11 protein-coding genes and 2 pseudogenes are annotated in these 14129 nt (G+C 54.3%); 9 read left to right on the top strand and 4 right to left on the bottom strand.

Features of this window, described 5'->3' with window-relative positions:
* Positions 1-74 precede the first annotated feature (74 nt).
* The 4 genes and pseudogenes from N2601_RS25070 to tnpA all read right to left on the bottom strand — a co-directional run.
* Positions 75-760: pseudogene (locus tag N2601_RS25070) on the bottom strand (IS5 family transposase); the annotation flags it as partial.
* 113 nt (positions 761-873) lie between these two features.
* Positions 874-2472, bottom strand: a complete 1599-nt coding sequence (tnpC, locus tag N2601_RS25075) for an IS66 family transposase (protein WP_104825542.1) — start codon at positions 2470-2472, stop codon at positions 874-876.
* 44 nt (positions 2473-2516) lie between these two features.
* Positions 2517-2870, bottom strand: a complete 354-nt coding sequence (tnpB, locus tag N2601_RS25080; protein ID WP_104825480.1) for an IS66 family insertion sequence element accessory protein TnpB — start codon at positions 2868-2870, stop codon at positions 2517-2519.
* Positions 2854-3288: an IS66-like element accessory protein TnpA gene (gene tnpA / locus N2601_RS25085; protein ID WP_104825481.1), complete on the bottom strand. Its 435-nt coding sequence runs from the start codon at positions 3286-3288 to the stop codon at positions 2854-2856. The genes tnpB and tnpA overlap by 17 nt, the downstream gene beginning before the upstream one ends.
* A 599-nt stretch (positions 3289-3887) precedes the next feature.
* Between tnpA and N2601_RS34160 the strand changes: the two genes are divergently transcribed.
* The 9 genes and pseudogenes from N2601_RS34160 (at position 3888) to N2601_RS25135 (ending at position 14124) form a co-directional block, all read left to right on the top strand.
* Positions 3888-4886 carry a sensor domain-containing diguanylate cyclase gene (locus N2601_RS34160; RefSeq protein WP_311319444.1) on the top strand — a complete coding sequence of 333 codons (999 nt, stop codon included), beginning with the start codon at positions 3888-3890 and terminating at the stop codon, positions 4884-4886.
* Between the two features lie 428 nt (positions 4887-5314).
* Positions 5315-6240: pseudogene (locus N2601_RS25100) on the top strand (nucleotidyltransferase and HEPN domain-containing protein).
* 139 nt (positions 6241-6379) lie between these two features.
* Entirely contained in the window at positions 6380-7522 is a 1143-nt protein-coding gene (locus N2601_RS25105) for a class I SAM-dependent methyltransferase (protein ID WP_260304081.1), read from the top strand.
* Positions 7523-7986: 464 nt separating this feature from the next.
* The gene (gmd, locus tag N2601_RS25110) at positions 7987-8967 is read left to right on the top strand and encodes a GDP-mannose 4,6-dehydratase (protein ID WP_260304082.1); all 981 of its coding nucleotides are present in this window, start codon (positions 7987-7989) and stop codon (positions 8965-8967) included.
* A 29-nt stretch (positions 8968-8996) separates the two neighbouring features.
* Positions 8997-9965 carry a GDP-mannose 4,6-dehydratase gene (locus N2601_RS25115; RefSeq protein ID WP_260304083.1) on the top strand — a complete coding sequence of 323 codons (969 nt, stop codon included), beginning with the start codon at positions 8997-8999 and terminating at the stop codon, positions 9963-9965.
* Positions 9966-10017: 52 nt separating this feature from the next.
* A complete protein-coding gene (locus N2601_RS25120; RefSeq protein WP_260304084.1) occupies positions 10018-10803 on the top strand; it encodes an ABC transporter permease in 786 nt (261 codons plus the stop codon).
* Complete coding sequence (locus N2601_RS25125; protein ID WP_260304085.1) at positions 10803-12038, top strand: ABC transporter ATP-binding protein; 1236 nt, start codon at positions 10803-10805, stop codon at positions 12036-12038. The genes N2601_RS25120 and N2601_RS25125 overlap by 1 nt, the downstream gene beginning before the upstream one ends.
* Positions 12038-12898, top strand: coding sequence for an FkbM family methyltransferase (locus tag N2601_RS25130; RefSeq protein ID WP_260304086.1), 861 nt, complete (start codon positions 12038-12040; stop codon positions 12896-12898). Before N2601_RS25125 ends, N2601_RS25130 begins: the two co-directional genes overlap by 1 nt.
* Positions 12898-14124: an FkbM family methyltransferase gene (locus tag N2601_RS25135; protein ID WP_260304087.1), complete on the top strand. Its 1227-nt coding sequence runs from the start codon at positions 12898-12900 to the stop codon at positions 14122-14124. Before N2601_RS25130 ends, N2601_RS25135 begins: the two co-directional genes overlap by 1 nt.
* The last annotated feature ends 5 nt before the right edge of the window (positions 14125-14129 follow it).

Here is a 14129-nt window from a genome sequence, read left to right on the forward strand (position 1 = left end):
AGACTCAATCACATCCACCAATTGACGATAGCGGCGATATGGCAAGTTGCGGCGAAGTTTATGGCCAGCTTGCCGTAACGCGTAGCAACCCGGCGCCAGTCCTTGAGACGACAAAACATGCGTTCGATGATGTTTCTGCATTTGTAGGTCTGGGGATCGAACGGCTGGATTCGTTTGCGGGTCGGGTTATTGGGAATGACAGGACGGGTTCCTCGCTGAATGAGGAAGAGCCGCAGGGCATTGCTGTCATAGGCGGTATCGGCGGCGCAGAGATGACTGGGCGGCAGGGGTTCGAGCAGGCTTATGGCGACAGGAGCGCCGCCGCGCTGTCCGGGTGTTATTTTAACCGCGATGGGGCGACCGCAACGATCGACAACAGCATGGATTTTTGTCGATCTGCCGCCTCGCGAGCGACCGATGGCCTGGGCATCCGCCCCCCTTTCCCGCCCGCAGCCGCGCGGTGGGCTTTGGCGGTTGTGCTGTCGATCATCTGGATATCGGTGTCATCCGTCTTGACCAGTGCATCGAATAGCTGACGCCAGATCCCGCGCGCCGACCATCGATGGAACCGATTGTAAATCGTCGTCGAAGGTCCGTAGCAGGCCGGGCAGTCCTGCCAGCGGCAGCCAGACTTCAACACATGAATGATGCCGCTGATCACGCGGCGGTCGTCGGTGCGGTGCGCTCCGGGTTGGTTCGTCGGCAGCAGCGGTTCAATCGCTGCCCACTGACAATCATCGAGCCCAAATTCCCCTCCCATGATCCAAACAGTCAGATTGAATCAAAAACACAAAATGTAATCAATCCTATGATTGGGTTTTCAGCCGTAAGCGCGCGTTTCATTGCACGTGGTAAGCGGCTTGAAGGGGCAGCTCAGGCTGGCTGGCTTTTGAAGTTAAAGGGCAGCAGGTCGTCGATATCGACATCGTCGGGGCGCTGCGGCAGTTCGGTGAGGACGTGGCGTAGCCATGCGAATGGTTCGACACCGCAGGCGCGACAGGTCAGCATCAAGCTGTAGATGACGGCACTGGCTTTGGCCCCCTGGACTGTATCGCTAAAGAGCCAACTCTTTCTTCCAGTTGCAAAAATCCTGATGTCGCGCTCCAGCAAATTGTTGTCGATCGGCATCCTGCCGTCATCGGTATAGCGGGTCAGATAGTCCCATTGGTTGAGCGTATAGGAAACGGCATCGCCAAGCTTGGTGTCGGGCACGACCTTTGGCGCGATTTTGTCGAGCCATTCCTTGAGGGCGGAAAGAACCGGAACGCTATGTTTCTGGCGAAAGCGACGCATGTAATCGGCCTGCGTTTCGCCGTCATCGGGCTTTTCGTCCCGCACCTGCCTTTCGATCCGATAAAGCTGGTCGAAGAACTTGATGGCCTGTGCCGGCGGCCCACCGGGTTTCTTGCGCGCCTTGAGAGCCTCGACAAAGCGCCGCCTGGCATGGGCCATGCACCCGACATGCGTGGCACCTTTCAACGTGCGCCAGGCCTGATAGCCGTCACTCATCAAGATGCCGCGGTAGTCGCCAAGAAAGGCCTGCGGATGCTCTTGTCCGCGGCCGGCCTGATAATCGAACAGCACGATCGGCTGTTTACTGTCTTCGCCACTACGATAGGCCCACATGTAAGAGATGCTGGTGGGATCCTTGCCCTCTTCCTTCAGCACCTGGACTGTGGTCTCGTCACCATGGATGATCGTCTGCGATTGGAGCCGCAGTTTCAGCGCGTCATAGATACGAACGAGGTGTTTCTCGCTCGAACTGATCACCCAGTGGCCGAGAGCGCCGCGGCTGACAGGAACGCCTGCACGCTCAAAGGCCTGCGCCAGACGATAGAGCGGTGTGCCATCGACATATTTATGGACGAGCGCGAAGGCCAGCGTCGAGGCCGTGGCTATGCTGCCGGGCAAGGGCTGCTTCGGCATCGGCGCGATGACAACAGGCGTATTGATCCCGGTCCGGTCGCAGTTGCGGCATGCATATTTTGCTCGGACATTCTGCAGAACCTTCGCCTTCACCTCGATGTGAAGCTGTTCTGTGACCAGTTCGCCCATGCGGTGCATCTGATGGCTACAGCACGGGCAGACCTTCTGATCGTCGGCAAGGTCATATTCGACGCGCTGGCGCGGCAGGTTTTCCGGCAACGGCCTGCGACCAGGTTTCTTGCGTTCCGGCTTGTCGGTCTGCGGCAATCCCGTGTCCGGAAGATCGATGGTATCCGCCTCGTCGGCGAGGTCGCAACCCTCGTCCCCCTCAAGGACGCTCTGCTCGGCTTCGTTGAAGATGCGATCCACGTGCTTTTCACTACGCGGCGCAAAACGATGCAACTGCGCCAGCGCCAGCTCTTCCTCGAGCTTGAAGACGCGCTGCGCAAGGGTATCTTTCTCAGCCTTCAGCGCGGCAATCTCGGCAGCATTCGCCGCCAAAAGCGCCATCAATTCTTCAACGGTCGGGGTACCGGTTCGAGTCATCGCATTTTTGAATCTGAACCGCTCCCCTGCGTCAACCGCCAAATTCACCCGACAAATTCATATTGTCGCACCGGATGGCGAACCATCGCGTCGAGATCAATGCCGTCGAGCAGCCAGTGCAATTGCTCGGCATCAAGCGACACCACAGCCTCCTGTCGCCGAGGCCAGCGGAACTTATCTTCGGTCAGCGCTTTCAAAATTAGCACAAAGCCCGATCGATCAAAAAACAGCAATTTCATCCGGGTTCTGCGACGGTTGCAGAAGGCAAATACCGCCCGCTCGAACGGATTGAGGCCCATAGACTGCTCGACCAAAATCGCGAGGCTGTTGATCCCAGCCCTAAAGTCGATCGGTTCCCGGTGAAGATAGACGCGCAGATCATCAGCCAGCCGGAACATCGCAACGCCCCAACGCTTCGATCATCGCCGACAGAGCCTGCGCATCCGCATCTTCAAGCTCAAGCCGCACGCCGTTCGGTAGCGATGCCTTCAAGCGCATCCGTGGCGATGTCGGAGCCGACGGGGCCGGCGGTCGTCCAGTCGGCGATGCCGCAACCACCGGAACGAAGGCCGACGGCGCGCAAGGCATAACCGTCAACGCCTTCTCCGCCTGCCGGCGCTGATGCAGCTTGATCCAGTTGCGCAACTGATTAGCATTCACCCCGTACTTCAGCGCAAGCCCTGCAACCGATACCCCCGGCTCAAGGGCCGCGTCGATCAAGCGTTCCTTCTCGACCGGATCAAACCGCCGCTTGCCATTGCGAAGAACCTTGACGACCCGAAGCTCCCCTGAAATTCCCGCGCCATCCAATGTCATTGTATCCACAGTCTCCGTTGTGGACACAGATTCGCTCAACACTCCGCCAATGAACAGGTGCAGCGATTTGCGCGCTTACTTTCAGCCTAGAGCGTTTCACGTTTTGACAGAAGCGTAGGCTGAGTTTGCGAAGTAGTTGGCGCATTCGTCTGGTTTGATGGTTTCGGCGAGTAAGGTCGCGTCATGGATGCTGGCCTCCATTCCAGCATCCATCATGAATCACAAATCAACTGATTTGGGAATCCCGACCCGATTCCGATTAGTTATGAACCGCTCTAACTCACGGTCACAATCTACAGTTTCATTTCTGGAAGGTGGCCGCCGGCCGCTACCGATAGTCTCAAGCCGCTCCATTCGACTGTCTTTCTTGACGTCGACAAGGAGCCAGTGGGTGCCAGATCCGACCATTCCCACAAGGCAGCTTACTCAGATGCCACTGAGCAGGTCGCGAGCTCCATTTTTGATTGAACTAATTTCGCCGGTCCTTATTTTGGAAACCCGAAAGCAAGCAATTTATTGCAATCCTATGTTGGACATCGTGATTTGGAATATTTCAATGAAGCCGGCAAACATCTTCGTTCAGTTGACGGGGGCTTTTCATGTCTTGCTATTTAAGTGAAATACCTGAACTGCACGCTGTGGGCTCCCAGGAGTTCATGCATTTGAGGGAGCTGTTTGATCGTTCATTCAAGGCTGCCAGGATAGGCGTATGGGAGTGCAGCTTGCCGGATCAGACGCTAAGTTGGACGAATACGGTCTATGAATTCTTCGATCTTATTCCGCAGACGCCGTTGGCACGGGATGAAATCGTCAAACTCTATACGCCAGAGAGCCGCAAACTTCTTAGCGAAGCCCGAGAAAAAGCAATTCGTACAGGTGAAGGTTTCACGTTGGACGCACAAATAGTTACCGCAAAAGGTAACAGCCGTTGGATTAGAATAACCGCTTGCGTCGAATTTGCGAATGGCTCTGCAGGACGGATATTCGGGGTGAAACAGGACGTCACTGCCGAAAAGACAATGGTCGAGCAGCTACGTCGCCTGGCAGAGCGCGATACCCTCACCGGACTGACATCTCGGACAAGGTTTGAAGCTTTCTTCAACGAGATATGTGGAGGCGAGAGTGAAAGGCCCCGCGCTCTGCTCTTGGTGGATCTCGATGGCTTTAAGTCTGTAAATGACACTTTAGGACATCAGGCCGGGGACGACTGTCTCAAGGTTGCTAGCCGCAGACTCTCGCAGGCCTTACCTGAAGCCGAGATGATCGCTCGCATCGGCGGGGATGAATTTGCAGTCCTCCATCCATGTTCATCGGCTGAAGATCTCGCCAAAATCGCCACTCGTATCGTGGAGGGCATCAATTGGATAATCTCTACGCCGACGAAGAACATCCAGATTACAACATCCGTTGGCGCCGCCATAATCGTACCTGGCCAATCGCCCAAGGATATATTTGCGAAAGCGGACCATGCCTTATATGAGGTAAAATCGGCGGGCAGGAACGGGTTCCGAATCGTGTCACTTTCGCGACCTGCGCTGGAAATCGCTCAGGCAACGTTGCTCAAAGAGGGAAATAGGTTCTCATCAGGAAGAATCTAATGACCTCAGATTTGCGATAGTGAATCATCTTATCCGCATCGGTGTCGGTGATCGCCGGGCAGACTGGTATAGATCGAAAGGCACTCTGCGGATAATCGAGCGTAAACTGTAGGCCCTGCCTCGACTCGAAAATGCCGGAACGAGGTCGATTGACCGGTTCTCCACATAACGATCGCCTTTGCGAAGTTTTCTCTGTGCAGTTGCGCGAAATATGGCTACGTTCCCCCTTTGTTCGGAATGCCGGTCTTTGCGGAGAAAGATCAGCAGACGGTTTTTCAAAGCGAGAATCGAGAGCGAAAACTTATACTCTAATGAGATACTTGACGGTCGGGGACGGGAAAAATGGCAGTTCTTTACGCAACGCTGGAGTAGCATTTGCAGCCGTATCATATCTTAACAGGCGCGGTCAGAAAGGTTTCCGTTTTCCAATGAAATCCAGCCTCGATCATCTGCCGGCGCGTAAGCAACGTGAACTGTCGCACATCGTCGAGATCCTCCACGAGGAGTTCGACGATGCCTTAAAGGGAGGAACGGCGGACTTCAAGAAGAAGGGACGCATTCTCAAGATCATTCTGTTTGGCTCCTATGCCCGTGGCGATTGGGTCGATGAGGTCCACACCAGCAAAGGCTACAAGTCCGACTATGATCTGCTGATCATCGTCAATAACCGAAAGCTCACAGATTTCGCGCTTTTCTGGCACAAGGCCGCCACTCGTTTCCCCTATGACCGCGCCATCAAGACACCGGTCAGCCTGATCGTGCATTCACGCCGCGAGGTCAACACGGCGCTTAAGGAAGGTAACTATTTCTTCTCTGACACCCGTCGTGACGGCATCATACTTTTCGAGCTCGACGACGAGGAGTTGGCGGAGTCGAAGCCACTCTCAGCTGCGGACGAATATCGCGCAGCATCCGAACATTTTCGGATCAGAGCCTCCGGTGCTTCAAACTTTCTTCGTCTCTCGAGATGGCTCTCGAGACGAACATGCTCAGAGAGACCGCATTCTTGCTTCATCAGGCCATCGAGCAAGCCTACTCCACGTTGCTGCTGACGCTGACCAGCTACAGCCCTGCCTCCCATAACCTTAACCACCTCAGAACCTTGGCGGAAGGCCGCGATCGGCGGCTTGCTACCATCTGGCCAAACGACCGACAGCGCTATATCGCCTGGTTCAACACCATCAATCAAGCCTATGTGAAAGCCCGCTATTCTCCGCACTTCCTCATAGGTGACGAGGCCCTCATCTGGCTCAGCGAGCGTACCAGTGGATTGCAGCACCTAGTGAAAGCGATCTGCGAGGAGCATCTCGATAAGCTCCGAAAAAATCCTTCCGCCTATAGTTCAGAACATTAGAAGCAGCGTGTTTAATTGTATTTGCGCATTGGTAAGTTCAGATTACATCGATGCAGATGAAGCTGTGATTTTTCTAAATTGCTGATTGCTGTTATCGCCCTGATCGGCCAGATTGATTCTGCAATCTGGGAGCGAACCGATGGGCGTGGGCCAAGTTACAGCGCGTGAATTAGATAACTTTGTGAGGGGGTGCGATGAACTTGGCGGCGTGGAAGATCCTCGCGCCGCTGACTTCATCGCCGACTTTGAGTTGATTTTTAAAAGTGTTGTCGATGAAAACCTGAACCCGTTCGGTGACGCCTATTTTAATCAACAGATGGCACTTTATACCGAAATTTCTGGCCGTGAAGTCGATCAGGAAACGGGAGAGATATCTCCCATTGATCCCGTATTTCAAGCCGATGGCATCAACCCATACAGATCTAGCGACCTGTCATTTATGAGCCGGCATGTTCGGGCCATTTCGACAGCAATGATGGTCGCGCAACTTCGCAAAGACGCCGATATTCTCGACGTAGGCAGCGGATGGGGACTTAGTTCCGAAATCATCGCTTACTGTGGCGGGCAGGTAACCAGCGTCGACATCAATCCCCTTTTCGTGGAACTTGTGCGCTTGCGAGCTAGAAAGCTTGGATTACCAATTGACGCCGTTCGGGGAAACTTCGACGAGTTTCAATTGAAAAAGAAATACGATGCGGCTTTCTTCTATGAATGTCTTCATCACGCTTTAAGATCTTGGGTGGCCGTTGAAAACGTTGGCCGGCATTTAAAGCCCGGTGGAAAGATTATATTCGCGGGCGAGCCAATTTTCGATCGTTGGATAAATTGGGGAATGCGCCTTGATGCCGTTTCGGTTTATTGCATCCGTAAGTTTGGCTGGATGGAAACAGGCTGGTCGCGAGATTTTATCACCCGTGCCTTCGAAAGAGCGGGCTTCAAACTCGAGTTAATTCCATTTGTCGGCTTAGATAACGGCAATATCGGAATAGCCAGCAGAGTCGATGAAACAGCCTCATTTGATCGAAACCTCATGCTTCCTTTTGATCGTCTGGAAAATGCGATCGAAGCAAAGGATACCTACATCTCTGCGTTGGAAAACGAACTCCATTCGTGGCGAAACAGAGCCAAAGAGCTGCAGGTTCAAGTTGATCATCTCGATTTAGGCAGAGTCAATTTGGAGGCCAATATCTCTGCGATTCACTCCTCCACATCCTGGCGGATCACCCGACCGATACGAAAGCTCTCAGGCATCTTAAATGTCATGAATTCTAGGCGCCCATGATGCATTCACTGATCGCTCACCGTGTTGTGGCCACCACAATAGCTACCCACCTTCTCCCTTAGAAGTCACTGACAGTCAGATCGGCATGAACCTTCGTAGCAGAGCGGGAAGGATCAGCATCTTCCCGGGGATAAATCTCCGACGATCGGTAGCTGAGAGATAGTCGCTATACTTAGCGGCACGCCCGGGAGTTTCCCCACGCTTAACCAGCACAAGTGGCAGTAGAGAAGATAAAATGTTGTAACGACCCGTCGCGAACAGTGGAACCTCAAAAGAGCGCTCAACAAACTTGTCGATAACAGTGCATGGGCATTAAGTCGTAGCAGAGTCCACCGCAGCAAAACGGCTTTGGTCGTTGTTTTCGTATTAGAGAAAGGCTAAACGGTGCGGGATAGATCAAAACCGCCCTCGTCAGGCCTATGAAATTGCTTGTCTGACTTCACCAGGGTTGCGCCGAAAGGAGAATGAAATTGGCGAAGAAAGCGTTGATAACAGGCATTACAGGTCAGGACGGCGCCTATCTTGCAGAGCTGTTGCTGCAAAAGGGTTACGAAGTTCACGGCCTTGCTCGGCGATCAAGCACTTCCGACGTCAATCTTAGCCGCCTTCAATGGCTGGGTATCGAGCGCGATGTTCAAATTGTCGACGGCGATCTCCAGGATCTTTCCGGGCTCATTCGAACCATGCGGGACGTCAAGCCGGATGAAGTATACAACCTTGCTGCCCAGTCATTTGTGAGATCCTCTTGGCAGCAGCCCTTTTTGACGGGACAAGTTACCGGTCTCGGAGTGGCAAACGTCTTGGAATCCATACGTTTGGAGAGCCCTGGCGCCCGTTTCTATCAGGCGTCCTCGTCTGAAATGTATGGCCTTATTCAGGAGCCAATGCAGTCGGAGACGACTCCTTTCTACCCGCGGTCGCCCTATGCGGTTGCAAAACTCTATGGTCATTGGCTGACGGTCAACTATCGCGAAAGTTTTGGCCTGCATGCCTCGAGCGGGATTCTGTTCAATCACGAATCTCCCCTGCGTGGCATTGAGTTCGTGACCAGAAAGGTCACTGACGGCGTCGCCCGGATCAAGCTCGGCCTGGCGACGGAACTGCGCCTCGGAAATATCGATGCAAAGCGGGATTGGGGTCATTCCAAGGATTATGTCCGCGCCATGTGGCAGATGCTGCAGCAGGACATTGCTGACGATTACGTCATCGCGACGGGACGGACGACAACCGTGCGAGATATGTGCGCGATCGCTTTCCGGCATGCCGGCCTCGACATGGACAAGCATCTCATCATCGACCCCGTACTCTTCCGTCCCGCGGAAGTGGATATTCTCCTCGGCGATGCCACCAAGGCTCGGCAGAAATTTGGCTGGGAAGCCAAGATCACGCTCGAAGAAATGATCGTCGAGATGGTTGAAGCCGATTTGAAGCGGCTTAAGAAGTGATACCTGGTTCCAACTCCTAGGGACTGTCCATGCCTCGCGAACATCGTCTTCTTGTAACAGGTGCCAACGGCTTCGTTGGCTCCTGGCTGCAACGCGAACTTGAGACGCGCCGGCTTCAAGCCGGCGTCGATTTGACGGTATTGACCGCAGGTCATGGCGGGACATCGGATCTGTCGGCGGATGTCTCAGATAAGCGCCAGGCAATGGCGCTTATCGAGACCTCCCGACCCTCGGCGATCATTCATCTTGCTGCAATTGCAGCTCCCAGCGATGCCCGCAAGGCTCCCGATCGCGCCTGGGACGTAAACTTTCACGGAACTATGAATCTTGCTTACGCGACGATGGAGCTTGCGCCGGATGCATGCTTCATTTTTGCCGGCAGTTCAGAGGCTTATGGCGCCTCCTTCATCGAGAAGGTCGGGGCGCCGGTTAATGAAAATACCGCCCTTAAACCCATGGGCGTTTATGGCGCGACGAAAGCAGCCGCAGATATGCTCCTCGGTCAGCTCGCATATGAAGGATTGAAGACAATCCGCTTCCGCCCCTTCAATCATACTGGGCCTGGCCAAACCGACGCCTATGTGGTCCCTGCATTTGCGAGGCAGATTGCGGAGATTGAAGCGGGTCTCCGTTCTCCGACACTCAGCGTTGGAAATCTGTCCGGATTTCGAGATTTTCTTGATGTCCGGGATGTTGTGCGCGCCTACGCCGACGCCGCGCTCGGCGATCCGGCGCCAAGCGTTCTTGGCAAGGCTTTCAATTTGTCGTCAGGTCGGCCGACGCAAATTCGCAGCATACTCGATCTGCTCATAGAGTTGTCAGGACTACGCGTCGATATCGAAATCGACCCACAGCGCTTAAGAGGCTCGGAAGTGCCGACGGCATCCGGTCAGAACGAGGCTGCGCTTGCCGCTTTTGGATGGAAGCCAGAAATTGAGCTGCGCGACACACTCAACGACGTCCTTGCTGACTGGCGTCAGCGGGTGAAGTCTCGCTAACAGAGCCGGCATTTGCTACACGCCATACCGCCCAAAGGCCGGAGATAGAGATTTGCTGAAGAGCATCTGGAATTACCGACATTTCATCCTCGCCTCCATCAAGGGAGAGTTGCGGGGGCGCTTCGCGCGATCGCGCCTTGGAGCACTTTGGTTTATCCTGCACCCCCTGGCGCAGGCGCTGATATTTTCGATTGTTCTGTCCGAGGTCATGCGGGCGAAGATGCCGAATATGACTAACCCCGCCGCCTATCCGATCTATCTTCTCTCAGGCATGGCCGCTTGGGGCTTGTTCAGCGAAATTCTGATGCGCAGCATGAACGTCTTCATCGAGCAGGCAGCGGCCCTGAAGAAAATCTCCTTCCCACGACTGTGCTTGCCCATCATTGTCTGGGGAAGCGCGTTGATCAATCACCTTCTCCTGCTTGTCTCGATTGCGGTCATCTTCCTGTTCTTTGGACAATATCCCGGTCTTGCCTGGCTTTACCTCATTCCCGGGATGCTGTTGATCTCTGCCTTAGCCTTCGGCATCGGCGTCTTCCTGGGAGTTCTCAACGTCTTCGCGCGCGACGTTGCGCAGGCCATGGCCGTGGTAATGCAATTGTGGTTCTGGTTCACACCTATCGTCTACGTCAAATCGGCGGTGCCGGAGGGCTTCCAGAAGTTGCTGCGGTTCAATCCGATGGCGCCTTTGGTGGAGCTCTATCAGAACGCCCTGCTCCTGAACGAGGGGCCGTCCTGGCTGGGAATCTTGCCGCCGATCGTGGTTGGCGCGTGTATGGTACTTCTGGCGTTCACACTCTTCCGGCGGGCCAGCGCCGATCTTGTGGACGCACTTTGATGAACTCAATATTGCACGTCTCGCACGTCTCCAAACGCTATCCAACTTATAAAAGCAATCTGCTGCGGTTCGCGAATTGGTTTGGAGCTTCTTTTGCGCCGGCATCAGAATTTTGGGCTAGCCGCGACATCTCCTTTGAAATGCGGCCGGGAGAGGCTGTCGCATTGATCGGTCAAAATGGTGCCGGCAAGAGCACTCTGCTGAAGATCGTCACAGGAACCGTACGGCCGACCAGCGGCAATGTTCAAGTTTCGGGCCGGATCAGTGCCATTCTCGAATTGGGCCTTGGTTTCAATCCCGAATTTACGGGTCGTCAGAATATTTATCAAGCTGGTGGCCTTATGGGCTTCTCAGCGCAGGAGCTTACCAGGCTCATGCCTGGGATTGAGGCTTTTGCCGAGATTGGCGAATTTTTTGATCAGCCGGTGCGCGTCTATTCGAGCGGCATGCAGGCAAGGCTGGCTTTTGCGCTAGCGACCGCCAGCCGCCCGGACATTCTGATCGTGGATGAAGTGCTGTCCGTCGGCGACAGCTATTTTCAGCACAAGAGCTTCGACAGAATAAGACAATTCAAGGCTGAAGGAACGGCTATCCTCCTCGTGACACACGGCCTCGGCGACGTGAAGGCGCTATGCGAGCGAGTCCTTCTCCTTGATAAAGGGCAGATTGTAAAAGACGGCCCACCTGACGAAGTTGTAGATTATTACAACGCGATGGTGGCCGAACGTGAAAATAGCAAGCAGACCATACAGCAGACCCGCGACAGCAACGGATGGCTGAAAACGCGGTCGGGCACGTTCGATATAGCTGTAAGAAACGTTGCTCTCCTGGACCGAGCGAGTCTTGCGCCGGTTTCGACAGCGTTGGTCGGCCAGAAATTGATCTTGCGCATCGAGCTGGAGGTTTGCCGGGCAATACCCAAATTGGTTCTCGGCGTCATGTTGCGAGACCGAACAGGGCATGTGGTATGGGGAACTAATACCTCGCACACGGATCAGACGCTATTCAATCAGCCTGCCGGAGAGCTTATTCGCTTCGATTTGGAGTTTGATTGCAATCTCGGACCAGGCTCTTTCAGCGTAACAACAGCGGCGACCGGTTCGGATACGCATCTTGATGCGAACTATGAATGGCAGGACAATGTACTGGTGTTCGACGTAGTGAATGCGTCACTCCCCTTTTTCGTGGGCTCGAACGCCCTCCAAGCTCAGATTAAAATTGCGAAAGTAGATTGATGGACGGCCTTGAACGAACCCTGATGACTATAGGCTGCAAGGACTGCGAGCAGATCCCCAAGGTCGCCGATGCTGGGCGGATCATCGAAACCGAGAGCGGTCCGGTGCAAATCATGCACAACGGTATTAAAGTCGTTGCCGGAGGCTATCACGGCGATTGGATGGCGCATATCATACGCGCTCTTCATGGACATCACGAACCACAAGAGGAACTTATTTTCGACAGCTTGCTGCGCCTGTGTCGGCACAATTCGCTTTTCGTCGAACTTGGAGCATTCTGGGCCTACTACAGTCTTTGGTACCTCAACGACATACCAGGTTCTCGCGCCATCTGTGTCGAGCCAGACCCGCACAATCGCACCGTCGGCGAAAAAAACATCGCCGTGAACGGGATGCAACAAAGGGTTGCGCTACATAGTGCATGGGTCGGGGAAAAGGAGGAGACTACTTTTGCGCTTCATGCGGAAAGTCTAGGCGCCGAGTTGACACTCCCTTGTTTCAACATGGGTTCCATTTTGAGACTTGCCGGCGAGAATATTATCGAAATCCTTCACATGGATGTCCAAGGAGCCGAGCTGCCGTTTCTGAGTTCGATGACTCAGGCAATCGAAGGTGGACGGGTACGATTTCTTGTCGTCTCGACCCATCATAGCTCCATCTCCGGCTCGAAGACGACACATGGCGACTGCGTTGAGAAAATCAGGACGCTTGGGGGACGCATTCTAGTCGAGCATGACGTTCAGGAATCCTTCAGCGGTGACGGCCTTATCGTCGCGAGCTTTTTCTCCCAGGACGCAAACGTGGTGCTACCACACATAAGCCGCAACACCGCCCGCCAATCACTCTTTCCGGAATTATAATGTTTGTTTCTTACGCGCAAAATTTCGAAGACGTCATTCTTTGGCGAGCACTGAAGCAGGTCAAAAACGGATTCTATATAGATATTGGAGCGCAGGATCCTGTCGTCGAATCGGTCAGCCGCGGCTTTTATGAAAACGGCTGGCGCGGCATTCATGCCGAAGCAACGACGCATTATGCCGAAAAGGTGCGGCAAGATCGACCGGATGAGAATGTTATCCAAGCCGCAATCGGGAGTGGCGACGGCTCCATCCGCTTCTTCGAAGTTCAGGATACCGGCCTAAGCACCAGCGATCCCGATTTCGCGATGAAGCATAAAGCCGCGGGCCACAGCATAGTCGAAACCGATGTTCCGCTCATGCCGCTATCGGCCGTTTTCGCGCAGGCTGGAGACCGGGAAGTTCATTGGCTCAAGGTCGACGTCGAGGGCATGGAGGCATCGGTCATAGAGAGCTGGGCGCCGTCTCCAGCACGACCTTGGGTCGTTGTGATGGAAAGTACGTTACCGAATTCACAGGAAACAAACTACGAGCAATGGGAGCCCAAATTGCTCGATATGGGTTACCAATTTGCCTATTTCGACGGTCTGAGCCGTTTCTACGTAAGCGAACAACATAAGGAGCTTCTGCATTTCTTCGGTCCTGGACCGAATGTCTTCGACGGCTTTGTGCTGGCGGACAAGACTCCTTACACAGCCGTGCTGCGCCTCCGGCTAGCTGAGCGTGATCAACAGCTAGAGCGCGCCCATACCGAACATGCACATCAAATGGCGGAGATGCGCCGGATCGTTCAAGAAGACGATCGACGAATCCGCACATTGGAAGGAGAGCTTTCTGCATCGCGCAACCGAGAAGCGATCATCGGCGCGCAATTGCATGAGACTTACCAAAGTCTTTCATGGCGGCTGACACGCCCTCTGCGCAAAATCAACGCCCTGAAAGCGGGATTGCTCCGTCTGCCTCGACATGGTGTTAAAATCCTGCTTGAAAAAATCATTCGCTGGCTTTCCCGCCACCCTCAGTGGAAAGACAGATGCCTGCAGCTGCTTTATCGCTATCCGAAATTTAGGGGCAAGCTGGAAGCATTTGCGAGATCGCGTGGATATGGCGTGACGCAGCACGGTTTAGACGTCGGTCACGAGGCAGAATGGTATATCGACGCGCCCAAAGGCGCTTCGGCTCAGTGGAAACAACTACTCGAAGATATTCCGGCAAAAAGCGAGAGATGACAGCC

The organism is Rhizobium sp. CB3060, from assembly GCF_025200735.1.
Classification (GTDB): domain Bacteria; phylum Pseudomonadota; class Alphaproteobacteria; order Rhizobiales; family Rhizobiaceae; genus Rhizobium.

Excerpts from the sequence above, each read along its gene's own strand:
- tnpC (WP_104825542.1), bottom strand. The coding sequence starts at position 2,472 with ATGACTCGAACCGGTACCCCGACCGTTGAAGAATTGATGGCGCTTTTG.
- tnpB (WP_104825480.1), bottom strand. The coding sequence starts at position 2,870 with ATGTTCCGGCTGGCTGATGATCTGCGCGTCTATCTTCACCGGGAACCG.
- tnpA (WP_104825481.1), bottom strand. The coding sequence starts at position 3,288 with ATGACATTGGATGGCGCGGGAATTTCAGGGGAGCTTCGGGTCGTCAAG.
- N2601_RS34160 (WP_311319444.1), top strand. The coding sequence starts at position 3,888 with ATGTCTTGCTATTTAAGTGAAATACCTGAACTGCACGCTGTGGGCTCC.
- N2601_RS25105 (WP_260304081.1), top strand. The coding sequence starts at position 6,380 with ATGGGCGTGGGCCAAGTTACAGCGCGTGAATTAGATAACTTTGTGAGG.
- gmd (WP_260304082.1), top strand. The coding sequence starts at position 7,987 with ATGAAATTGGCGAAGAAAGCGTTGATAACAGGCATTACAGGTCAGGAC.
- N2601_RS25115 (WP_260304083.1), top strand. The coding sequence starts at position 8,997 with ATGCCTCGCGAACATCGTCTTCTTGTAACAGGTGCCAACGGCTTCGTT.
- N2601_RS25125 (WP_260304085.1), top strand. The coding sequence starts at position 10,803 with ATGAACTCAATATTGCACGTCTCGCACGTCTCCAAACGCTATCCAACT.
- N2601_RS25130 (WP_260304086.1), top strand. The coding sequence starts at position 12,038 with ATGGACGGCCTTGAACGAACCCTGATGACTATAGGCTGCAAGGACTGC.
- N2601_RS25135 (WP_260304087.1), top strand. The coding sequence starts at position 12,898 with ATGTTTGTTTCTTACGCGCAAAATTTCGAAGACGTCATTCTTTGGCGA.